Source organism: Pseudarthrobacter sp. MOO14 (assembly GCF_058267675.1).
Map to the genome: position 1 here is coordinate 3,736,436 of NZ_CM177849.1, position 20,400 is coordinate 3,756,835.

17 protein-coding genes are annotated in these 20,400 nt (G+C 67.1%); 7 read left to right on the top strand and 10 right to left on the bottom strand.

Annotated elements, in window-relative coordinates; genetic code table 11:
* Nucleotides 1-10 precede the first annotated feature (10 nt).
* Nucleotides 11-481, top strand: coding sequence for an NUDIX hydrolase (locus AC4EEV_RS17310; RefSeq protein WP_109863460.1), 471 nt, complete (start codon nucleotides 11-13; stop codon nucleotides 479-481).
* A gap of 89 nt (nucleotides 482-570) precedes the next feature.
* Here AC4EEV_RS17310 and AC4EEV_RS17315 read toward each other — a convergent pair whose 3' ends face one another.
* From AC4EEV_RS17315 to AC4EEV_RS17335, 5 genes are all read right to left on the bottom strand, one after another.
* A complete protein-coding gene (locus AC4EEV_RS17315) occupies nucleotides 571-2,256 on the bottom strand; it encodes an MDR family MFS transporter (protein WP_491329574.1) in 1,686 nt (561 codons plus the stop codon).
* The gene (locus AC4EEV_RS17320; RefSeq protein WP_043424020.1) at nucleotides 2,253-2,924 is read right to left on the bottom strand and encodes a TetR/AcrR family transcriptional regulator; all 672 of its coding nucleotides are present in this window, start codon (nucleotides 2,922-2,924) and stop codon (nucleotides 2,253-2,255) included. Before AC4EEV_RS17320 ends, AC4EEV_RS17315 begins: the two co-directional genes overlap by 4 nt.
* Before the next feature lie 129 nt (nucleotides 2,925-3,053).
* Nucleotides 3,054-4,481 carry a class II fumarate hydratase gene (locus AC4EEV_RS17325; protein WP_018761880.1) on the bottom strand — a complete coding sequence of 476 codons (1,428 nt, stop codon included), beginning with the start codon at nucleotides 4,479-4,481 and terminating at the stop codon, nucleotides 3,054-3,056.
* An 87-nt stretch (nucleotides 4,482-4,568) separates the two neighbouring features.
* A complete protein-coding gene (locus AC4EEV_RS17330; protein ID WP_018761879.1) occupies nucleotides 4,569-5,183 on the bottom strand; it encodes a carbonic anhydrase in 615 nt (204 codons plus the stop codon).
* Nucleotides 5,184-5,192: 9 nt separating this feature from the next.
* The gene (locus tag AC4EEV_RS17335) at nucleotides 5,193-5,960 is read right to left on the bottom strand and encodes a DUF4245 domain-containing protein (protein WP_240617805.1); all 768 of its coding nucleotides are present in this window, start codon (nucleotides 5,958-5,960) and stop codon (nucleotides 5,193-5,195) included.
* A 138-nt stretch (nucleotides 5,961-6,098) separates the two neighbouring features.
* Between AC4EEV_RS17335 and glpX the strand changes: the two genes are divergently transcribed.
* Both glpX and AC4EEV_RS17345 read left to right on the top strand, forming a co-directional pair.
* The gene (glpX, locus tag AC4EEV_RS17340) at nucleotides 6,099-7,121 is read left to right on the top strand and encodes a class II fructose-bisphosphatase (RefSeq protein WP_018761877.1); all 1,023 of its coding nucleotides are present in this window, start codon (nucleotides 6,099-6,101) and stop codon (nucleotides 7,119-7,121) included.
* Nucleotides 7,122-7,210: 89 nt separating this feature from the next.
* Nucleotides 7,211-8,254 carry a lipid II:glycine glycyltransferase FemX gene (locus AC4EEV_RS17345; protein WP_491329575.1) on the top strand — a complete coding sequence of 348 codons (1,044 nt, stop codon included), beginning with the start codon at nucleotides 7,211-7,213 and terminating at the stop codon, nucleotides 8,252-8,254.
* Here AC4EEV_RS17345 and manA read toward each other — a convergent pair.
* Genes manA through AC4EEV_RS17365 form a run of 4 tightly spaced genes read right to left on the bottom strand, consistent with a single transcriptional unit; the run spans nucleotide 8,251 to nucleotide 12,912 of the window.
* The gene (manA, locus tag AC4EEV_RS17350; RefSeq protein WP_491329576.1) at nucleotides 8,251-9,495 is read right to left on the bottom strand and encodes a mannose-6-phosphate isomerase, class I; all 1,245 of its coding nucleotides are present in this window, start codon (nucleotides 9,493-9,495) and stop codon (nucleotides 8,251-8,253) included. The genes AC4EEV_RS17345 and manA overlap by 4 nt on opposite strands.
* Before the next feature lie 33 nt (nucleotides 9,496-9,528).
* Nucleotides 9,529-11,172, bottom strand: coding sequence for an LCP family protein (locus AC4EEV_RS17355; protein WP_491329577.1), 1,644 nt, complete (start codon nucleotides 11,170-11,172; stop codon nucleotides 9,529-9,531).
* A 10-nt stretch (nucleotides 11,173-11,182) separates the two neighbouring features.
* A complete protein-coding gene (gene purE / locus AC4EEV_RS17360; RefSeq protein WP_018762930.1) occupies nucleotides 11,183-11,767 on the bottom strand; it encodes a 5-(carboxyamino)imidazole ribonucleotide mutase in 585 nt (194 codons plus the stop codon).
* Nucleotides 11,764-12,912, bottom strand: a complete 1,149-nt coding sequence (locus tag AC4EEV_RS17365; protein ID WP_243835491.1) for a 5-(carboxyamino)imidazole ribonucleotide synthase — start codon at nucleotides 12,910-12,912, stop codon at nucleotides 11,764-11,766. The genes purE and AC4EEV_RS17365 overlap by 4 nt, the downstream gene beginning before the upstream one ends.
* Nucleotides 12,913-13,131: 219 nt before the next feature.
* On the opposite strand from AC4EEV_RS17365, the gene AC4EEV_RS17370 reads away from it, so the two are divergent.
* Nucleotides 13,132-13,689, top strand: a complete 558-nt coding sequence (locus tag AC4EEV_RS17370) for a GtrA family protein (RefSeq protein WP_018762932.1) — start codon at nucleotides 13,132-13,134, stop codon at nucleotides 13,687-13,689.
* A gap of 12 nt (nucleotides 13,690-13,701) precedes the next feature.
* Here the strand turns inward: AC4EEV_RS17370 and AC4EEV_RS17375 are convergent, their stop codons facing one another.
* Nucleotides 13,702-14,403, bottom strand: a complete 702-nt coding sequence (locus AC4EEV_RS17375; RefSeq protein ID WP_491329578.1) for a TIGR03089 family protein — start codon at nucleotides 14,401-14,403, stop codon at nucleotides 13,702-13,704.
* A 389-nt stretch (nucleotides 14,404-14,792) separates the two neighbouring features.
* Between AC4EEV_RS17375 and AC4EEV_RS17380 the strand changes: the two genes are divergently transcribed.
* The 3 genes from AC4EEV_RS17380 to AC4EEV_RS17390 are packed head-to-tail and all read left to right on the top strand — an operon-like array spanning nucleotide 14,793 to nucleotide 20,396.
* Complete coding sequence (locus AC4EEV_RS17380; protein WP_018762934.1) at nucleotides 14,793-15,323, top strand: WhiB family transcriptional regulator; 531 nt, start codon at nucleotides 14,793-14,795, stop codon at nucleotides 15,321-15,323.
* Between the two features lie 29 nt (nucleotides 15,324-15,352).
* Nucleotides 15,353-18,709, top strand: coding sequence for a glycosyltransferase (locus AC4EEV_RS17385; RefSeq protein ID WP_491329579.1), 3,357 nt, complete (start codon nucleotides 15,353-15,355; stop codon nucleotides 18,707-18,709).
* Nucleotides 18,702-20,396 (top strand): DUF5719 family protein, encoded by a 1,695-nt coding sequence (locus AC4EEV_RS17390; protein ID WP_491329580.1) that lies wholly within the window; start codon nucleotides 18,702-18,704, stop codon nucleotides 20,394-20,396. The genes AC4EEV_RS17385 and AC4EEV_RS17390 overlap by 8 nt, the downstream gene beginning before the upstream one ends.
* The last annotated feature ends 4 nt before the right edge of the window (nucleotides 20,397-20,400 follow it).

A 20,400-nucleotide genomic window follows, 5' to 3' on the forward strand; every position in this document is an offset into this window, starting at 1 on the left:
GGCTGGCATTATGCCTGCACCTGAATACGTTCTGAAACTGCGCAAGAAGATCGGCAACGACCCCCTCTGGGTTCCCGGCGTACGGGGCGTGGTGGTCGATGACGGGGGCAGGATCCTGCTGGCCCAGCGGGCGGACAACCGGCAGTGGGCCCTGATCAGCGGGATGCTGGACCCGGGGGAGCAGCCTGCCCGGGGCCTGGTCCGGGAGATCTTTGAGGAAACGGCCGTGGTGGCGGAAGCCGAACGCGTGGTATCCGTGGGGGCGGTAGGTCCGGTGACCTACCCGAACGGCGACGTCTGCGAATTCCTCGATGTCGTGTTCTTGTGCCGCTACGTGTCCGGCGACGCCAGGGTGAACGATGACGAGTCCCTGGCGGTTGGCTGGTTCGGACTGGACGAGCTTCCCGAGCTCATGCCGGGCCACCTGACCAGCATCCGTCAGGCGCTGACGCCGGCAGGAGCCGTCTACTTCGAGCCGTAGGAGTGCCAAACCCTGTTGGTCTCAGGCGGCCCTGCGGGCCCCGGCCCGGCACCCGGCCCGCCAGGGCTTCCCCGGGCCTCCGTCGACGGTCAGCGGCCCGGGGAGACCAGCTCGCCGTCGTCGTCCTTGGCATGCTCGTCCACACCGGCCTCCGCAGCGCGGGCCGCGGAGCTGGCGGGCAGCCCGGCAGCGAGCCGTTCTGCTTCCTCCCCGCCGACTGCCTCGCCGCGTGCCACCATACCGGCGGTATCCGACAACGGGATCTGCTTGAGCGTCAGGGCCAGCAGCAATGCCACGGCAATGAACGGCAGCAGATACCAGAACACGGGTGCCAGCGAATCCGCGTAGGCGTTCACGATGGCGTCGCGCAACTGTGCGGGAAGCTGGCTCAACGCCTGCGGGTCCAGCGTCCGGGTGGACTGTCCGGCTTGCTCGGCGGAGGCTCCCGCCCCCGTGAAGGCAGCGGTCAAGGCCTCGGAGAGGCGCGTGGTGAAGATGGACCCGAAGACGGCGACGCCCATGGCGGCGCCAACCTCGCGGAAGTAGTTGTTGGTGCTGGTGGCGGTGCCGATCTGGTCCGCAGGGACGGAGTTCTGGACCACCAGGACCACTACCTGCATGATCAGGCCCAGCCCGGCGCCGAACACGAACAGCTGGAGGCAGATGACCCAGATGGGGGTGCTGGCGGCAAGGGTGGTCATCCACAGCATGGCGGCCATGGTGAACGCGGCACCCAGGATGGGGAACATCTTGTATTTGCCGGTCTTGGAGATCCGGATGCCTGAGTAGATGGACGTGCCCATGAGGCCGGCCATCATGGGCAGCATCAGCAGCCCGGATTCGGCGGCCGACGTACCCGAGGACATCTGCAGGAACGTCGGGACGAAGGCGATGGCGGAGAACATGCCAAGGCCAAGGGTGAAGCCGATGGCTGTGGCGTTGATGAAGATCCGGTTCCGGAACAGGCTCAGCGGGATGATCGGATCCTCGGCGCGCCGCTCCACCAGCACGAACGCGGCGGCGGAGACCAGCAGGCCGGCGCCAAATGCCCAGGTGAGGGGTGAATCCCAGCCTTCGTCCTTCTTGCCGCCGAAGTCGGTGAAGAAGATCAGGCAGGTGGTGGCCGCGGAGAGCAGGACCACGCCCAGGATGTCGATCCGCTTGTCGGCCTTCTTGTTGGGCAGCGTCAGGGCGAACCAGGCGATGGCGAACGCGGCAACGCCCACCGGAATGTTGATGTAGAAGGCCCACTCCCAGGTGAGGTGGTCAACGAAGAAGCCGCCCAGCAGCGGGCCGGCCACGGCCGACAGGCCGAAGATGGCGCCCAGCGGGCCCATGTACTTGCCGCGCTCCTTGGCGGGCACGATGTCGGCGATGATGGCCTGGGACAGGATCATCAGGCCGCCGCCGCCCAGGCCCTGGATGGCGCGGAAGATGACGAAGCCCCAGAAATCCGTGGCCAGTGCGCAGCCCACGGACGCGAGGGTGAAGAGTGCGATGGCCACCAAAAACAGGTTGCGGCGGCCCAGGATGTCCCCGAATTTGCCGTAGATGGGCATGACGATGGTGGTGGCCAGCAGGTAGGCCGTGGTGATCCAGGCCTGGTGTTCCACGCCGCCCAGCTTGCCCACGATGGTGGGCATGGCGGTGGAAACGATGGTTTGGTCCAGGCTGGACAACAGCATTCCGGCGATCAGCGCGGAAAAGATGATCCAGATGCGTTTTTGCGTCAGCAGGAGTGGGCCTGCCGGCGCCTTGGTGGTGGCGGTACTCATGATTGTCCTTCTGCGGCGGTGGGGTCCGGAATGTCGAATGGCTGGGAGAAGAGCAGGCTGGCAGCGGAGATGTTCTCCAGGAGCAGGTCCCGGTACGGGCGTGTGTTGCCGTCGGAGAAATAGGCCATGCTGCTCTTGCGGGCGATGGTGCTCAGGAGGACCACGGCCATCTGCACCACCGGGTGGTCCGGGGCCACGCCTTCGCGCCGTGCCACGTCCTTGGCGAACTGGGCTTCCCGCTGCTCGGTGACGCCGATGATGCGGAGGATGAGCTGCGGTTCCTTGCGGACCACGCCTATCAGTTGCCGGGTATCTTCCTCGGACTCCGTCATGTCCTCGGCCAGGCGCAGGGAGAGCCGGACAAGGTCCCGGAAGAGGGTGGGTGAGATGGCACCGGCGGGTGAATCCGAACCGCCGGCCACGAATTCGTCGATGACCGCCGACGGGACGTCATCGTCCGCGTGGCCGATGATGGCGTCTTCCTTGGTGGGAAAGTAGTTGAAGAAAGTCCGGCGTGAGATATCCGCCGCCTCGCAGACTTCCTCCACGGTGTAACCGTTGAGCCCGTGTTCGGCGGTCATGCTGCGGGCAGCGGCGGTGATGGCGCGCCGGGTGGCGGCCCGTTTGCGTTCGCGGAGTCCGGGATCCGAAGTTGCACTGTTACTCACAAAGTAAAGTTTTGCACTTAGTGAAAACAAGTGCAAGTTTTGCTGGGAGCCGGCAGGGGCTTAAACGGACGACGGCGGCCGGCACCTTTCCTGCGAAAGGTGCCGGCCGCCGTCGGACGCTGCGGCGGGTTATGCCTTGTGCGCCGGAGCCGTCATGGTGGTGACGTCCAGGGCCTTGTCCAGGTCTGCCTCTGACACCTTGCCGTCGCCGTCGCCGACGAAGCCAAGCTGCTCGGTGGCCTGGCGGATGGTCAGGCCCTCCTTGACGGCGGTCTTGGCGATCTTGGCGGCGTTCTCGTAGCCGATGTACTTGTTCAGCGGGGTGACGATGGACGGGGAAGCCTCTGCGAGGAAGCGGGCGCGCTCCACGTTGGCGGTGATGCCGTCAATCATCTTGTCCGCCATGACCCGGCTGGTGTTGGCCAGCAGCCGGATGGACTCAAGCAGGTTGGCGGCCATGACCGGGATGCCCACGTTGAGTTCAAACGCGCCGTTGGTACCGGACCAGGCGATGGCGGTGTCGTTGCCGATGACCTGGGCTGCCACCATGATGGACGCCTCGCAGATGACCGGGTTGACCTTGCCCGGCATGATGGAGGAGCCCGGCTGCAGGTCCGGGATGGCAATTTCGCCGAGGCCGGTATTGGGGCCCGAGCCCATCCAGCGGAGGTCGTTGTTGATCTTCATGAAGGAGATGGCGATGTTGCGCAGCTGGCTGGAGGCTTCGATCAGGCCGTCGCGGTTTGCCTGTGCTTCGAAGTGGTCGCGCGCCTCGGTCAGCGGCAGGCCGGTGTCCGTGGCGAGCAGTTCGATGACGCGCTCCGGGAAGCCTGCGGGGGTGTTGATGCCGGTCCCCACGGCGGTACCGCCCAGCGGAACCTCGGCGACGCGGGGGAGCGAGGCGTTGATCCGCTCGATGCCGTAGCGCACCTGCGCGGCGTAGCCGCCGAACTCCTGGCCCAGGGTGACCGGGGTGGCGTCCATGAGGTGGGTGCGGCCGGACTTGACCACGTCCTTGAACTCGACGGCCTTGCGCTCCAGCGACTCGGCCAGGTAACCCAGTGCGGGGATCAGGTCGTTGATCAGCGCGGAGGTGGCGGCGACGTGGACCGAGGTGGGAAACACGTCGTTGGAGGACTGTGAAGCGTTGACGTGGTCGTTCGGGTGGACCACCTTGTCACTGCCGGCAGCCTTCAGGGCGCGGGTGGCCAGCTCTGCCAGGACCTCGTTGGTGTTCATGTTCGAGGAGGTGCCGGAGCCGGTCTGGAAAACATCGATGGGGAAGTCGCCGTCGTACTTGCCGGCGGCCACCTCGTCGGCAGCGTCTGCAATCGCCTTGGCCAGCTCGCCGTCGAGCACGCCCAGTTCTGCGTTGGCCTGGGCGGCAGCCTTCTTGACCCGGGCCAGCGCCTCAATGTGGGTGCGTTCCAGGGTCTTGCCGGAAATGGGGAAGTTCTCCACTGCCCGCTGCGTCTGCGCGCGGTACAGTGCGTTCACGGGGACGCGGACTTCGCCCATCGTGTCATGTTCAATGCGGAACTCTTCAGTGGAAGTCATGGGGCTAGCTTATGGCGATCAGGGGCCCCATCGAAAACCGTTAAGGGGGCCGCACGGAGGTCCCGTGCAGCCCCCTTGGCGGTGTGGCTACAGCTCGCCGATTCCGTAAACCAGGTCAGCGCGGCCTTCCGCCAAGCGGTAGGAAAGGCCGACGACGGCGGTGCGGCCGCCCTCGATTGCGTCGGAAATCACACGGGAGCTGTCCGCCAGGCGCTGCGAGGTCTGCTTGACGTGCTCCACCACCATGTCGTTGACCTCGTGCTGGTCGTTGCGCAGCGAGGTCAGGACAGAGGGCGTGATGCGCTCGACGAGGTCGCGGATGAAGCCTGCCGGCATCTCGCCGGTCTCCACGGCGTCCTTGGTGGCTGTCACGGCGCCGCAGCTGTCGTGGCCGAGGATGACAATCAGGGGCACGTTGAGCACTCCCACGCTGTACTCCAGGGAGCCCAGGACGGCGTCGTCGATCACTTGGCCGGCGGTGCGGACCACGAAGACGTCGCCCAGGCCGACGTCGAAGATGATTTCCGCCGCGAGCCGGGAGTCGGAGCAGCCGAAGATCACCGCGAACGGATTCTGCGTCTCCACCAGCGATGAGCGGCGGGATGCGTTCTGGTTCGGATGGGAGGACTCGCCGTTTACGAAACGTTCGTTGCCTTCGCGCAGGCGGCGCCAGGCCAGTGCAGGGGTCAGGTTAGTCGTCACGGCCCCACCTTACGGCGTGGGGGCCGCCGAGGGTGAAACTGTGACGGCCGGGCTGCTGTCCAGGGAGGTCACGACGGCGGCCGCCAGCGTGGAGAATTCGTCCAGTTGGGCGGCGCCGGAGAGGATGACGGTGCTGCCCCGGTAGTTCAGGATCATCGACTTTTCGCCCTTGCCGGTGTCACGCAGCTCCCAGTCCTGGCCGCCGGCGTTCCGGGTACCCGTCACGGGGGCGTTCTTGGTCTGCTGGAGGAGCCAGGTGGGGTTGGAACTCTTGGTCTGTACGAGGGCGATGAATGAGGTCTTGGGCGTCAGGTAGCCGACTTCCCACGTGGGCACGCCGCTGCCCGTCCCGGCCTCCCACCGCGCGTAGTTGGCGCGGAAGGCGTTGCCGGTATCCGGTGCGACGGGTGTGAATCCGGCCACATCCGCGGCGTTCCGGGCCACCGACGCGACGTCGATGTCCGGCCGGTAGCCGTCACTTTTCGGTTGCGGGTTCATGAGGACCACGGGCAGGAACGCGGCAATGCTGAGGACCAGGGCAATGATCATTCCGATCACCGAGGCGTTGGCCCGTTTGGCGGCCGCCGCCGGAATGACGGGCTTTACGGGGGTTTCCGCACCGGCCTTTGCTGCCTCGGGCCGGCCTTCGGGCTGTGCCTGGCCGGAATTGGGGCTGGTGGCTTCCTGCATGTCATTCACTTCTCTATAGTCGCCCATCCCGGAGCCGTAGTTCCATTCGGGGGTCAGCAGGCCGCGGAGGCGGATGTCCGGGCACATTGCGCCGCAGCGTCATGGGCCGCCCGCCGAGCGGCGCCGCGACTATGATCGGTACCAGAGGAATCACCGCTCTGCTGCACCGGCAAGCGGGTTCAATGATCGCCACTCGAAGAAGAGGTTCACGTGTCACCAGCGTCCATGACCCAGAAGTACTCCACGATTTCACCGTCCCTTGCGGTGGGCCACGACGAGCCGGACCGCAACCTTGCCCTTGAACTCGTCCGCGTCACCGAGGCCGCGGCCATTGCCGGCGGCCACTGGGTTGGCTTCGGCGACAAGAACACCGCTGACGGTGCGGCCGTCGATGCCATGCGCTCCTTCCTGCAGACGGTCCACTTCAACGGCGTTGTGGTCATCGGCGAAGGTGAAAAAGACGAAGCCCCCATGCTGTTCAACGGCGAACGCGTCGGCGACGGCACCGGCCCCGAGGTGGACGTGGCCGTGGACCCCATTGATGGAACACGGCTGACCGCCCTGGGCATCAACAACGCACTGGCCGTCCTGGCCGTCGCCGAGCGTGGCTCCATGTTCGACCCCTCCGCCGTGTTCTACATGGAAAAGCTCGTCACCGGCCCCGAAGCCGCAGACATGGTGGACCTCCGCCTGCCGGTCAAGCAGAACCTGCACCTGATCGCCAAGGCCAAGGGCGTGAAGGTCAACCAGCTCAACGTCATGATCCTCGACCGCGACCGCCACCGCCCGCTGGTGGAGGAAATCCGCGAAGCCGGTGCCCGCACCAAATTCATCATGGACGGCGACGTCGCCGGGGCCATCGCGGCGGCCCGCTCCGGCACTGGCGTGGACGCCCTGATGGGCATCGGCGGTACCCCTGAGGGCATCGTGGCCGCCTGCGCCATCAAGTCCCTCGGCGGCGTCATCCAGGGCCGCCTCTGGCCCACCAGCGACGAAGAGAAGCAGAAGGCCATCGACGCCGGCCACGACCTGGAGCGCGTGCTTTCCACCAATGACCTCGTCTCCAGCGACAACTGCTACTTCGCCGCGACGGGCATCACCGACGGAGACCTGCTCAAGGGCGTCCGCTACTCCAAGGACAAGGTCCTGACCCAGTCCATCGTGATGCGTTCAAAGTCGGGAACCATCCGCTTCGTGGACGGCGAGCACCAGGCCAGCAAATGGGAGGGCTACGCCCGCAAGAGCTGATCCGCATCCGGAAACGGATACCAGGGCCCCGGGGCGCCATGCGCGCTGCCGGGGCTTTGGCGTTAACGCCTTGGTATAGGGTTTAAGCCATGATTCCTGCCGTTGTGCCCTGTATTGACCGCGCCCTCTGGGACGAATATGTCGACCGGTTCCAGGGCCACCCGCAGCAGCTGTGGGGCTGGGGAGAGACCAAGGCGATGCACGGCTGGTCCGTGGACCGGGTCCTCGTCAAGGCCGGTGACGAAACCATTGGCTGTGCCCAGCTCCTGGTCCGGAAGCTGCCTGCACCCTTCCGCGCCCTGGTCTACATCCCGCGCGGTCCGATGTGCACCGTGGAGAATGCGCAGGAGGTGCTCAACCGGCTGGCCGAGCACGCAGCCCTTCGGCACCGCGGCGTTGCCCTCAGCATCGAACCCGAATGGGACCGCGGCTCTGCCTTCGCCGGTGCCGTCGCCGCAGCCGGCTTCCGGGAATCGGCCAACACCGTCCTGATCCCCAGGACACTGATCCTGGACCTCACCCGGTCAGACGATGAACTGATGGCGGAGATGTCCAAGTCAACGCGGGCCAACATCCGCAAGGCGATGCGCAGCGACGTGGAATTCCGCAAGGTCAAGAACGACTCCGAGCTGGAGCAGGTGCTAGCGATCTACCACGACACGGCGGAACGTGCCGGGTTCGGCATCCACGAGGACCAGTACTATCGCGACATCTTCCGGAACCTGGGGGACGCCTCGCCCATCGTCGCAGCCTTCGACGGCGAACAGATGCTTGCGTTCACGTGGCTTTCCCGCAGCGGCACCACCGCGTTCGAACTTTATGGCGGCGTGTCCGCCGAGGGCCAGAAGCAGCGCGTGAACTACGGGGTCAAGTGGGCGGCATTGCAGTTGATGCGGGAAGACGGCTGCAGCCGGTATGACTTCAACGGCCTCCTCAACGACGGCATCTCCGACTTCAAGAAGCAGTTCGCCAAGCATGAGGACATGCTCCTGGGGACCTGGGAAAAGCCGTTGTCGCCGTTCTACCCCGCTTACTCCACAGCCATGCCGCTTGCCCGCAAAGGCCTCCAGGCGGCCCGCCGGCTGGTCAAGGGCGCGGCGGGCCGGGCGCAGGGGCTGATGAAGCGGCGCTAGAGTCCGGTAGTCACGGCGAAGGCCAGGGCGGGCTCGCTGCTGCCTGCTGCCCGGTGGACGTTGACCGGGGCCTCGGCAGCGGCCACGAACGCGCTGGAACCGCGGGACAGTTCCAGGTCGCCCTTGGGTGAGTCCAGGTAGACGGCACCGGCCACCACTATGACCACGGCGGCGCCGGACTGGGCCAACGGGACGGGGCCGGAGTCCGGGCCCAACTCGATGCGCTGAAGCTGGAACTCCCCGAACGGCGGCCGGTACACCTCCTGGTCCATCATGGTCCTCCCGGCGTGCAGCATCGGAACGGCCACCGGGTGGAAGTCGATGGTCTTCAGGAGCTCCGGCACATCGATGTGCTTGGGGGTCAGGCCGCCGCGCAGGACGTTGTCCGAGGACGCCATGACCTCCACACCGAGGCCATGGAGGTACGCGTGGACGTTTCCTGCCGGCAGGTAGACGGCCTCGCCGGGCTGCAGGGAGATCCTGTTCAACAGCAGCGAGATCAGGACTCCGGGATCGCCGGGGTACTTCTCATTGAGGCTGATGACGGTTCCGAGCTCGGCCTCGTACGGCGCCAGGGGAGCTCCTGCAAGCAATGCTGCCACCACCAGGGCTGTAGTCTCGGCCACGGCCTGCCCGCCGGTGATGAGCCGTTCGAAGGCATCGTGCAGGCCGGCGCCTTCATCTTCCGCGGAGAGGTCGGACAAGAGGTCCTGCACCAGGACAGGGCACTCATCCGGTGACGGGAAGGTCCCGGCAACGTGGTCCAGGATCTTCCGGGTCTCGGCCGCCGGGCGGAACCCGCACAACGCCTCGAACGGCGTGAGGGCGAAGATCATTTCCGGCTTGTGGTTGTCGTCCTTGTAGTTCCGGTTGGCGGCATGGGGGTCGAGCCCTGCATCCTTTTCCCGCGCGAACCCGGCCCTTGCCTGCTCCAGGCTGGGATGGACCTGGAGGGACAGCGGCTGGGCTGCGGCCAGGATCTTGGCCAGGAAAGGCAGCCGCGGGCCAAAGGCGGCCACTGATTCCGCACCCAGGAAATGCTCAGGGTCGGTGGCGATCAGGTCGTCGAGCGGGCGTCGTCCGCCGTCCTCGGAAATGTGGGCCACCGACGGCGAATCAGGGTGCGCGCCGATCCACAGTTCGGCCTCGGGCCGCCCGGATTCGGGGCGGCCGAGCAGCGAGGCGATCGCCGTCGTCGAGCCCCATGCGTAATCCCGAAGGACGTTCTCGATCTCGTACAAGGATGTTCCGTTTCCCTAGGTGTGATGGGACGGCTACAGTGCGGCGCACTGGCCGTTGGTGGCCACGAGGTTGCGGATGGCCTGCTCGTTGCCCTGGCGCTTGAAATCGTCCAGCATCTGCTCCGTGATCGGCTCACCGTCGGGGGTGGTGGTCACCGGTGTGAAGTCCGACGGCGCCGTGGACTCCTGCGGCAGTCCTCCGGTCATGGCCCGGGAAAGCCCGGCCGGTCCTGCCGCCTGGACGTGCCCGGCACCGGCTGCCGGTGCGTTGATCGTGTCGTCGGACGCCCCTGTTGCCTGGGCTCCTGACGCCGACGCCAGCAGCTGGTCCACACGGTCGTGGATCTGGTCGAAATCGGGGTTGGTGGAGAATGCGGGGTCGAAGTCCGGCGGCCCGATGGTGAGCCGCTTGACTTCCTTGCCCTTGGCCTTGATGGCCAGGTCCACAAAACTGCCCAGCTGGGTGGAGGAAATGTTGGACTCCACCACCTTGGTGCCGGCGTTGGCAATGTCCTCGAATTTGGACAGCAGGGTGGCCGGGTCCAGCTGCTTGAGCATGGCCTGCTGCACGCACTGTTGGCGGGCGATGCGGGCGTAGTCGTCCACGAACTCGCGTGACCGCCCGTACCAGAGGGCGTGGTAGCCGTCCAGGGTGTTGTCGCCGGCCGGTATCCAGCCCAAGGGCATGCCGTGGATGCCGTTGGCTTCATCGATGGTTTCACCGCTGATGGGCACCCAGCCGCCCGCCTTGATCCTGATGCCGCCCATGGCATCGATCAATTTGGAAAAGCCGTCCATGTCCACCAGGACGTAGGCCTGGATGTCCATGCCAAGCGTGCCGGATACGGCCTCCAGGGTGGCCTGCGCCCCAGGGTCCGCCACGCCCGGGTAGAGATTGGCGTGCTCGTTGGTGACCTCGGTGTTGATGGCGTTGATCAGGCATTCGTCCCCGCAGTCGTAGCCGTCGGGGTAGATGGCGCGCATGGGCGAGTTCGCGCTGAACTGGGCATTTTGGAAGTTCCGGGGGATGGAAATGATGGCTGTCTGGCCGGTCTTGGCGTCAACGCTCAGCACGGAAAGGCTGTCGGGGCGGCGACCGGTGCGGTCGTCTCCGGCGTCGCCGCCCATTATCAGGAAGTTGTACCTGCCGTCCACTGGCTCAATGGCGGGCCCGGACGAGAAAATGCTGCCGATCGCATTACGGCCCACGTTCAGAAGGTAGGCGGCATAGCCCAGGGACCCGCTGCCAAGGACCAAGGCCAGCACCAGGGCGATCCCGACAGCGGGGCGGGCCTGCGGTGCCAGCAGGACCGGGCGGATGATTCGCAGGGTGTTGACGAACAGCAGGGCCCAGCCAACAGCCAGGGCCGTCAGCAGGATCACCAGGACCAGTGACGTGACGGGGTTGGTGAACACGTTGATCACCAGCGTCCGGTCCAGCAGGAGGAGGACCACTGCCAGGGCCAGGAGCGCCCAGACACAGAGCGTGGTGCGCAGCGCGATCCTGCCCAGCTTCCGGTCGCCGGCCACGAGCTGAGCGCTTCCCGGTACCAGCAGCGTCAGGAGGACCAACACGAAGGCCCGTTTGGTGCGGATTGCCGGGGAAGCGCCGGCCGGGTAACGGACCGGATCAGTCAAAATCGCTCCGGTGCCCGGCTGCTGCGTGCTGCTGGCCATTCCCGCCGCCCTAACGGCTGCCCCGAAGTGAGCCGGACACGTCAGGGAAGACTTCGCTGACTTTCTGCCGCAGGTTGGCGCCCTTGCGCGAGGCGACGGCGTTGAGGTCGGCAGCGAAATCCAGGAGGTCGGCGCGCAGTGACGCAGCGAGTTCGTCCGTACCGGAGGCAAGCATCCGCACGGCCAGGAGGCCCGCATTGCGTGCACCGCCGATGGATACCGTTGCCACCGGCACACCCGCGGGCATCTGGACGATGGACAGCAGGGAGTCCATGCCGTCAAGGGTCTTGAGCGGGACGGGGACGCCGATGACCGGCAGGGGAGTAACGCTGGCCAGCATGCCCGGCAGGTGCGCGGCGCCGCCGGCCCCGGCGATGATGACGCGCAGCCCCCGCTCGTGAGCCGTCTGGCCGTAGCGGATCATCTCGGTCGGCATCCGGTGGGCGGAGACGACGTCAGCTTCGAACGGGATGCCGAATTCGGCGAGGGCCTCGGCCGCCGCCTCCATGACGGGCCAGTCCGAGTCGGAGCCCATGACCAGGCCCACCAGGGGGCTGGCACCGGGACCGGCGGCTGGGGTGGCTTCGGCGCTCATGCGTTCTCCTCGAAGATAGGGGATGGTTCCTCGGCGCCGGCACGTCCATCACGGATGATGGCCGCCACCGCCGTTGCCCGGCGCCTGACCGAGTCAACGTCCGTCGTCGAACTTCCCACCAGGTTGACATGGCCGATCTTACGTCCGGGCCGCACGGATTTGCCGTAGCAATGGACCTTGGCGGCCGGCTCGCTGGCCAGGGCCATCGGGTAGGCGGAGAAGAGGTCCTGGTTTTCCCCGCCCAGGAAATTCTTCATCACGGTGACGGGGGCCAATGCGTCGGTGGCGCCGAGTGGAAGGTTGAGGACGGCGCGCAGATGCTGTTCGAACTGGCTGGTGATGGAGCCATCCTGGGTCCAGTGGCCGGTGTTGTGTGGCCGCATGGCCAGTTCGTTGACCAGGAAGCCGGCGCCCGAGCCCGGCGTCTCGAAAAGTTCAACAGCAAGGACGCCGGTGACGTTGAGCTCCGCTGCGATACGCAATGCGGCGTCCTCGGCGGCTGCGGCCACCTCCAGCGGGATGTCCAGCGCGGGTGCGATCACCTCGTCACAGACACCATCCACCTGGATGGTGTGGACCACCGGCCAGGCCCGGGCTTCGCCATCAGGTGTCCGCGCCACCAGGGCGGACAGTTCGCGGGTGAACTCCACCTTCGCTTCGGCCAGCAAGGGGCTCATGGCGGCGAACCATTCGGCGGCGCCGGCAGCTTCCTCTGCGGAGGCAATAATCCGGACGCCCTTGCCGTCGTAGCCTCCGCGCGGCATTTTCAGCACCACGGGCCAGCCCGTTTCCTCGCCGAAGCTGACCAGGTCTGCGACATTGGCCACTGACGCCCAGGCGGGGTTGGGCAGTTCCAACCGGTCGATGGCTGCGCGCATGACCAGTTTGTCCTGTGCATGGACCAGGGCGTCCGGTCCGGGCTGGACATTGACCCCCGCTTCCTGGAGCGCCCTGAGGTGCGCCGTGGGAACGTGCTCGTGGTCAAACGTCATCACGTCCAGGCCCCGGGAAAATTCCAGGAGGGTCTGCAGGTCCTTGTAATCGCCCACCGGCGTGGCCGGTACGGCAGAGACCGCGGAAACGTCCTCGCCTTCGGCGAGGACACGGAGTTCGAAGCCGAGTGCTGTAGCGGCAGGGGCCATCATTCGCGCAAGCTGGCCGCCGCCAACTACACCTATTACTGGAAAAGTCACGTATGCCAGCCTACCGAAGACGCACCGTATCGCGCTTTTACGGCCCGGCGGGAGCGTGACATTTTCTGCTGCGGGCCGGCAGCGGGGGCAGTCCGGGGCCAGTCCAAAGCTTTGGGGGCTAAAATGGGTCCTTGGCCGAGTGGCCCACAGTTCGGACGGCCATGGAGGGTCATGTTTAGCGCACTTGCAGATCGTATCCGGGGGCTTGCCTCGCTCTTCTGGCGGGAAGTGGCCAAATTCGGGGCCGTGGGCGGTGTGGCATTCGTCATCGACAACGGGCTGACGTACTACCTGATGCACGGCCCGATGTCGGACAGCGAAGCGAAGGCGCGCTTCGTGGGCGCCACCGTGGCCACGGTCTTCTCGTGGATCGCAAACCGTTTCTGGACTTTCCGGCACCGGCGCCAGGCCAATGTTCTTCGCGAGTTCGTCATGTTCGTCATCATCAATGGCATCGGGATCGGGATCTCCACCGGATTCACCGCGCTGGCCAAGTACGGGATGGGTATCGACGACAAGAACCTGCTCTTCCTGGCAGGGGTCGCGGGCATCCTCGTCGCCACTGTTGTCCGGTTCTTCGCGTACCGCTTCCTGGTGTTCAACCAGGAGCTGGACCAGGAGCCGGAGTTCTCGCACGACCACGAACTCATCGAAGCGCACCCGCACCGGGAGTCCGCGCGCGCCGAACGTCCCGCTTCCGCCCCTGTCGACGGTGGCCCGAAGGCCTAGGACCCGCGCCTGCTAGCTGCCGTGGATGCGTTCGTCGGCCAGCAGTTTGTCCGTGAGTTCAACATCCGGGTGGGTCAGGACCACGGAGCCGCCGTGCTGCCAGGCGCCCAGCGCGTTGGACAGCGCTGACTCGAGGCCGTTGCCCGCCGGAATGTGGAGGCGGACGCCTTCCCCATGGGATGCGCCAAAGTCCGTGAGCAGGTCCTTGTGCTCCACCGGGCGCCCGTCGCCCGTCAGGAGCGCGCGGGCTGAGGGATCAGGATCCGTGTGCGGCATGAACACGTCCGCGTGGGACCGTACCTCTGCCGCGTAGTCGATGCAGCCACCCGGAAGTTCCCCTGGCCAGCGCATGGCGAGGGCGGGCAGCGCGACGGCGATCACGGCGCCGTGCCCGATTGTCGCCTCACCAGGGGCGGCTGTCACCGTAAAGTCCGCCGGTCCGCCGTCGAGCACTGCTTCCAGGCCAAGCTGCCAGCCGGCCAGCGCCCAGACCAAGGCCTTCCAGTGCGCGGGCAGCGCAAGTCCGAGGCGCATGCCCGGCTCCGCGTCGAGCTCGTCCTGAAGCAGGTTGCTGGTCTTGGCCACCCAGTTGTCCAGGACCCGGCCCGACAATTCAACCCGTTCCGAATCCGGCCCGTACCAGGTCAGGCGCGGTGCCGTGGAGTTGCCGGAACGGAGGTTGCCCATCAGGGTGATGGCGGGGATCGATGTCATGGCTTCATCCTGCCATCCTGGCATCCCCGGGTCACCAGCAGCTGGACGCTGCGTCCCCAGTCCGCAGGCGGAGTGATGTTTATCACGTGGCCTACTAAGGGTGCTTGCTATTTTGGCACTTAGCGGGTATTTTCCCCGTCGTGGCGCTGTTTTTGCGGCTTTCACGGCCGGAATATGCTGCTTCCGGCCCGCGCCACGCCGAAGCCGGCAAAAAACCCGGGCGTGGCGTGCGCAAAGTTCTTAGGTCTCACTGTCTATTATCCCGGCTACGGCTTGACTCACCCTAGTTACACGCGTGTAATTAGGTATCTAAAGCAATTGCGTAAATACCGGCACACAACCGAGTGTCCACGTATCAAGGCAGTGGCTGCAACGTCAGGAGGGTCGCCGTGGGGCAAGCAGAGCGTATCCAGGAAGATGCCGTCGTAGCCGGCCAGGCAACGGCAAAGTACCGTGCGCGGGGGGTGCCAAGCGATTGGTACGTTGACCCCGCCGATCCTGATGCTGCGGAACGGTACAAAAGGAACTCCGGCAGTGTCCTCGAGGATCAGGCCACGGCGTTCCTCGCGGCGCACGAGGCCCTGCTGGACGGCGCGGAACCGGAGGACGACCTGGATCCGCCCATGGAGTTGGCCGCCGGCGGAAGCGTGCAACCGGTGTGGATCGGACTGCCGCTCCAGCAGGACTTCGATGACGAAGGCGAACTGGGCTGGCAGACTGACGCTTTGTGCGCCCAGACTGACCCGGAGGCGTTCTTCCCGGAAAAGGGCGGATCCACCCGCGACGCCAAGAAGGTGTGCGGCGCCTGCAACGTACGGTCGCAATGCCTGGAGTACGCGCTGGCCAACGACGAACGGTTCGGCATCTGGGGAGGCCTTTCCGAGCGTGAGCGCCGGCGGCTTAGGAAGCGAGCGATCTAATTCTTCAGGATGTCCATGTCACTGCCGTTGTGGTCGCCCACAACGGCAGTGCCTATCTGCCCAGAACCCTGTCAGCCCTGGCTGGCCAGACCCGGCCTGTCGACCGTGCCATCGGCGTTGATGCCGGTTCTGCCGACGACTCCCACAGCCTGCTTCGGGAATCCCTGGGCGACGCCAGCGTCCTGGCCTACCCCCGGACCAAGGGGGGCATGGGTGCGGCCATCTCCGCAGGCCTCGCCGGTTTGGTTCCTAAAGCCGGGTCGGGCGGCGACAGGACGGAATGGATCTGGCTGCTGCACGACGACGCGGCCCCGGCCCCGGATGCCCTCGCTGAACTCCTCGGCGCCGTGGAGCGTGCGCCTTCCGTGACCGTGGCCGGCTGCAAGCAGCTCGACTGGCACTCGCCGCGCCGGCTGATCGACGTCGGGCTTTCCACCAGCCGGTGGGCTGAGCGGCTCACCCTGATCGACGCCGATGAGCTGGACCAAGGCCAGTACGACGGCCGCACCGACACTTTCGCCGTCAATTCCGCTGGCATGCTGGTCCGCCGGGACGTTTGGGAACAACTGGGCGGTTTCGATCCCGCCCTGCCTGGCAGCGGCGACGACGTTGACTTCTGCTGGCGGAACCGGCTGGCCGGCCACCGCGTCGTGGTGGTCCCCGCAGCCCGCATGTTCCACGTCGCGCACCGGCCCCACGCGTTGGGCAACCCCGCAGCAGCCCGCAAGGCACAGGTACACCTGCGGCTCAAGCACAGCCCCCTCTGGATGGTGCCGGTCCACGGCCTTGGAGCGTTGCTGGGCAGCCTCTTCAAACTCGTCCTGAGCATCGTGGTCAAGGATCCCGGCCACGGCATTTCACAGCTCCTGGCAACCTGTGCGGCCCTGGGCCGTCCACGGTTGGTGGCAAAAGCCCGAAGGGCGGCCAAACGGACCCGGCGGATCCGCCGCTCGGTGATCCGCAAGCTGCAAACACCACGCCGTGAAGTGTGGAGCCACCGCCGGTCCCTGATGGAGGCGCTGGGATCGGACGGATCCGGCGCTGACCACCTGGTGCAGGATCCGCTCGCCCACCAGCCCACCGGTGACGCCGCTGATGACTTCGCCGCCCTCGCCACCGCCAAGAGGGGATGGGTGGGCAACGGCGCCCTCGCTGCCGTCATCATTGCGTCAATCGCCTCGCTCCTCGCCCTCACCGGATTGTTCCGGGCCAATGCCGTCACCGGCGGCGGCCTGATCCCGGTATCGGCGGGTTTGGGCGACATCTGGCACAACGCCTCCGGCTGGTGGATCAGCCTGGGAGCCGGACTTCCCGGCCATGGCGACCCCTTTGACTATGTGCTGTGGATTATCGGTGTCCTGGGTGGCGGCGATGCCAACCCGGCCATGGCGTGGCTCCTCCTCCTGGGCGCCCCGCTCTCCGGCCTTACCGCCTGGTTTGCGGCAGGCGGCCTGACGGCCCGGCGCCGGCTCCGGCTCGCAGCCGCCATTTTCTGGGCGGCTGCCCCGGCACTGCAGGTTGCCCTCAACCAAGGCCGCGCCGGCGCACTCATAGCGCACATGATGATTCCGCTGGTGGTCCTGGGCCTGCTGCGGGCTACTGGTTCAGCCGTGGGCCATGGCAGCTTCAGCCTGGAATCCCCCGCTGATGCACGTCCGGCCGACCAAGCGCCTGCCAAACCCGGCGTCAACGGCATGCCATCCTGGACTGCCTCCGCCGCAGCCGGCCTGGCGCTGGCCGTCACGACGGCCTCCGCCCCTTCCCTGCTTGTCCCGGCCGTTGTGCTCATAGTCCTCTGCGGCGTCCTGTTGGGCCGGCGGGGGAGGACCGTGTGGTGGGCCCTGCTGCCCAGTGCGGCCCTGTTCGTGCCGTTCGGCCTTTCCACCATCGACCGGCCGCGCGCACTCCTGGCCGACCCCGGACTCCCGCTTGGCTTCGATGCCGCGCCTCTGTGGCAGCAAATGATCGGACAGCCCCTGGCGTTTGACCCTGCGGGCGGGCTGCAGGGGCTTGGCCTGTTCTCCGGCGGACCGGTGCCGTGGGCGCTGCTGATGGCACTCCTGATCTCGGTCCCGGTCGTGGCCCTGGCCATCGTTGGCCTCTTCGTCGCGGGACGCCCGGTCCGGGCCGTTCGCTGGTTCTGGATCGTGGCACTGGTGTCACTGGCCAGCGGATGGCTGACCAGCCACGTGGCCACGGGCATCAACGCCGAGTCCTTGGTAACCCCCTTCCCGGGACCGGCGGTTTCGGCTGCCTCCTTCGCCCTGCTGTCCGCGGCAATCCTGGGCGCCGGCCAGGTCATGTCTGCCGTTGACCGCAGATCCGCTGCCGGGTCCAAGGCCACCACTGCGGCACGCGCCGGGCTGGCAGTGGGCCTGGTGATGCTTCTGGCCGGACCTTTGGCCGGGATGGCTGCGTGGTCCGCCCAAAACCTCCTGCGTCCGGCCGCCGCCCCCGCGCCTGCAGCACCGGCCGGCACTCCCGGCCCATCCGGCTCCGGGACCGACCGAGCACTGGGCTCCGCCCGGCTGGTGGAGGCCGCGAACGCACGGTCCCTGCCTGCTACGGCGATCGACCGCGGTACCGGACCCGAACAGACCCGCACCCTGATCATCAGCACCAATGAGGACGGCACCTATAAGGCTTCCCTGATGCGGGGGGCCGGTACCACCCTGGACAACCTCTCGGCCATTGCCTCCGCCCGCACCATCATCGGCGCCCCGGGCGCGGAAGAGGTCCGCGACGACGACGACGTCACCGGCTCCGTCCGCCGTGTCGTCGCCACGCTGGTTGCCGGCCAGGGAGTGGATCCCCGTGCCGACCTCGAACAACTGGGCGTCGGCTTCGTGGTGCTGCGGGCCGCAGACACGGCAGCCCAACTGACGGCCAGCCGCATGGATGCCGTACCCGGCCTGGTGGCAGTGGGTCAGACGGACGTCGGCTGGCTCTGGCGCATCAGCCCATCGAACCAGGCGGTCCTGCAGGCCGCGGACGTCGCCCACCGCGTCCGTATCGTGGATCCGCGCGGTGCCACCACAACCTCCGTCCCCTCCAACAAGGACGGCGTTGACGCTGCCGTCCCAACCGGTCCGGAGGGCCGTCTGGTGGTGCTTGCCGAGCGGGCGGACCCGGGCTGGAGCGCCTGGCTCGACGGCCGCAAGCTGACCTCCACCACGTCCGGCTGGGCCCAGGCCTTCACCCTTCCGGCCTCGGCCGGCCAGCTCACGGTCCGCTACGACAACCCGTGGGCTTTCTGGGCCGCTGCAGGCCAAATCACGGTGATCGGCCTGACCGTCATCCTCGCTGTCCCGATGCCGACGCAACGGCCGCGGACCGGCCTCTCACGCGACGAGGGCTCCCTGCGTAAGGAACACCAAAATGCATGAGCACACCCCGCCGGCGGATTCCGGGGCTCCCGCGCCGGTCCAGGCACCGGCTCCAGTCCAAAGCGAAAACGGTGGTAACGCCAAACGGACCGGCCGCGGTTCCACCCGGGTGCCTCGCGTCAGCGGGCGGGCAGCGGCGGTAGCCGGAGCAGCCGCAGGGGTGCTCATCCTCGCGGGTGGTGGAGCCGTAGTGGCTGCGGGGTCGCTGGTGCAGGGGCCGGCATCGAGCCGTGTCCTTCCGGTGGTGCGGGCAGCTGTTCCGGCAGGAGCCAGTGTTGGCGTGTGCCCGGGCCCGGCGAGGCTGCTGGAGGGTACGGGCACAGGCACCGACGCCCAGTTCCGGCCGGAGTCGGCCACCGCCGCAACCAAGGTCACCGCGGCCGTGCTGGGCGCCGGCGGCGTTCTGCCTGCGAGCCGCCTGACCCGCCTGGACGGGACGGCCGTCGTTGAGATCGCCAAGGACGCCGGGAAGCCTCCGGCGGCCGGCGCACCACAGGAGCTCCTCGCCGGAGTGGTGGCGGACCGGGCCGCAGACCAGGTCAACGTCCTCAGCGCCAACGCCGTGGCCAACCAGAACGCGTCCGCGGCCGGTGCCATGAAATACACCGCCACCGACGGCGACTTGCAGGGGAGTGCGGCAGCCACCTGCGGACAACCTTCCAACGACCAGTGGCTGGGAGGTGCCAGCACCACAGTGGGCCGCACTTCCGTCCTGGCATTGACCAACGCTTCCAGCACCCCTGCCACGGTAAGCCTGGAACTGTACGGTGGCGCAGGGCAGATCCAGGCGCCGGGCAGCCGAGGCCTGCTGGTGGCTCCCGGCACCACCCGCAGCGTCGTCCTTGCCGGCCTGGCCCCCAACGTTCCCCAGCTCAGCGTGCGCGTACGCAGCGCCGGCGGACCCGTGGCCGCCTCGATCCAGCAAAGCGTCCTGCGCGGCCTGACCCCGGGCGGCGTGGACTTCATTGCGCCCGGGGCGGCACCGGCCGTCCGCCAGGTCGTGCCAGGAGTGGATATCCAGGATCCGGCCGGGCTTGCCGCGCTGACGTCCCGCAACGGTTACGGGGATGCCGCCCCGGCGCTCCAACTGACGGTTCCGGGCGCTTCGGACGCCGTGGTGGAGATCAAGCTGTATGGACGGGACGGCCAAACCGCGCTCCCAGCCGGCGGAGTGGTCACCGCCAAGGCCGGCTCCGTCACGGAAGTGTCCCTGGCCGGGGTTCCGGCGGGCCAGTACACCATTGCCGCCTCATCGGACGTTTCCTTCGTGGCGGCCGCCCGAATGAGCCGCGGCCTTCAAGCCGGGCAACCCTCGGATGTGGCATGGGCGGGATCCGCCGTGCGGCTGGGCAGCCAGCATGTTGTTCCCGTCCCCAAGGGCGGCTTGCGCCAGCTGGTGTTCGGGGCCCTGGACACGCGGGCCACCATTACCTACGCGCCAATCACCGCCGATGGCAAGGTCAGGCCGGCCGCCACCGCGGACATCGCCGGCGGAACCACCGCCACCATTACCGTTCCGGACCAGGCTGACGGTGCCGACGTCGTCGCGTATGTGGTGTCGGCGTCGGGGGATGCCGCCTACGGTTCCGTGCTGTTGGGCCAGGACGGTCGCAACGACGTCTCAACCCTGGCTTTCCTGCCGGCTGCCGCCGGACAGGAAAGCGTCCCGGTTACCCTGGGCTACTAGGATT

Coding starts and splice junctions, on each gene's coding strand:
- AC4EEV_RS17310 (WP_109863460.1), top strand. CDS start 11: ATGCCTGCACCTGAATACGTTCTGAAACTGCGCAAGAAGATCGGCAAC.
- AC4EEV_RS17315 (WP_491329574.1), bottom strand. CDS start 2,256: ATGAGTACCGCCACCACCAAGGCGCCGGCAGGCCCACTCCTGCTGACG.
- AC4EEV_RS17325 (WP_018761880.1), bottom strand. CDS start 4,481: ATGACTTCCACTGAAGAGTTCCGCATTGAACATGACACGATGGGCGAA.
- AC4EEV_RS17335 (WP_240617805.1), bottom strand. CDS start 5,960: ATGTGCCCGGACATCCGCCTCCGCGGCCTGCTGACCCCCGAATGGAAC.
- glpX (WP_018761877.1), top strand. CDS start 6,099: ATGACCCAGAAGTACTCCACGATTTCACCGTCCCTTGCGGTGGGCCAC.
- AC4EEV_RS17345 (WP_491329575.1), top strand. CDS start 7,211: ATGATTCCTGCCGTTGTGCCCTGTATTGACCGCGCCCTCTGGGACGAA.
- AC4EEV_RS17355 (WP_491329577.1), bottom strand. CDS start 11,172: ATGGCCAGCAGCACGCAGCAGCCGGGCACCGGAGCGATTTTGACTGAT.
- purE (WP_018762930.1), bottom strand. CDS start 11,767: ATGAGCGCCGAAGCCACCCCAGCCGCCGGTCCCGGTGCCAGCCCCCTG.
- AC4EEV_RS17365 (WP_243835491.1), bottom strand. CDS start 12,912: ATGATGGCCCCTGCCGCTACAGCACTCGGCTTCGAACTCCGTGTCCTC.
- AC4EEV_RS17370 (WP_018762932.1), top strand. CDS start 13,132: ATGTTTAGCGCACTTGCAGATCGTATCCGGGGGCTTGCCTCGCTCTTC.
- AC4EEV_RS17375 (WP_491329578.1), bottom strand. CDS start 14,403: ATGACATCGATCCCCGCCATCACCCTGATGGGCAACCTCCGTTCCGGC.
- AC4EEV_RS17390 (WP_491329580.1), top strand. CDS start 18,702: ATGCATGAGCACACCCCGCCGGCGGATTCCGGGGCTCCCGCGCCGGTC.